The organism is Bradyrhizobium sp. IC3195 (genome assembly GCF_020193585.1).
GTDB classification, from domain to species: Bacteria; Pseudomonadota; Alphaproteobacteria; order Rhizobiales; family Xanthobacteraceae; genus Bradyrhizobium; species Bradyrhizobium yuanmingense.
This window is the reverse complement of sequence record NZ_JADYVG010000078.1, coordinates 1-1,031: the sequence shown is the minus strand read 5'-3', so window position 1 is coordinate 1,031 and position 1,031 is coordinate 1. Positions and strand designations below refer to the sequence as shown.

Below are 1,031 nucleotides of genomic sequence, written 5' to 3'. Positions count from 1 at the left end.
CCGGACGGCGGCGCCGTATCCTGCGGAGCGGTGCATCCACGAGCTGTTCGAGGCGCAGGTGCACAAGGCGCCGGATGCGGTGGCGGTGGTCTGCGAAGATGAGCAGCTGAGCTACGGCGAGCTCAATGCGCGGGCCAACCGCCTGGCGCATCACCTGATCGCCCTCGGGGCCAAACCTGGGGATCGCATTGCCACAGTGCTGGACCGCTCCGTCGCTCTTCTGGTGGCGCAGCTGGCAATTCTGAAGGCCGGCGGCGTGTATGTACCGATCGATCGCGCCCTTCCGCCGGCACGACAAGAATTGCTGATGGCCGATTGTGCTGCACGCTTGGTGCTTTGCGCTGATGATCTGGTTGAGGCGACGATACCTGTTCGTACTATTGGGCCGCTCATAGCTGGAACGGGATGTAGTTCCGATCCTGGGCTGGCGTTGAGCGCTGAAACTGCCGCTTACGTCATGTACACCTCCGGCTCAACTGGCCTTCCCAAAGGAGTTGTTGTTCCTCATCGTGCCGTCAATCGGCTCGTGATCAACAGTGGGTATGTGAAGATCGATGCAGGAGATCGGGTGGCATGGGCTGGCAATCCCGCCTTCGACGCAAGCACGTTCGAAGTATGGGCACCGCTGCTTAACGGTGGTTGCATTGTTGCCATGCATGCCGCCACCGTCAGGGATACTCTTAGTTTTGCCCGCGCGCTTGAACAGCACCGGGTGACGACACTGTTTCTAACAACAGCATTATTCAACCAATATACATCAACGATTGCTCCGACGTTGGCGCAACTGAAGCACCTCCTCTGTGGGGGTGAGTGCGGTGATCTTGCCTCGTTTTTGAGATTGTTGAAGGAAAAGGGCCCCGTACGTCTCATTAACTGCTACGGGCCCACCGAGACGACGACGTTCGCGACGATCTGGACTTGCCCGGCTGATTTTAATGGGTCATTGGTCCCGATCGGGCGCCCAATCGCCAACACGCGGGTGTACTTGCTGGATGGCCATGGCGCGCCTGTGCCGTTCGGCGCGGTGGGCG

1 protein-coding gene is annotated in these 1,031 nt (G+C 59.7%); it reads left to right on the top strand.

Features of this window, described 5'->3' with window-relative positions:
- On the top strand, positions 1–1,031 hold a 1,031-nt coding region (locus tag I6F09_RS37170), incomplete at both ends, for an AMP-binding protein (protein ID WP_225190201.1).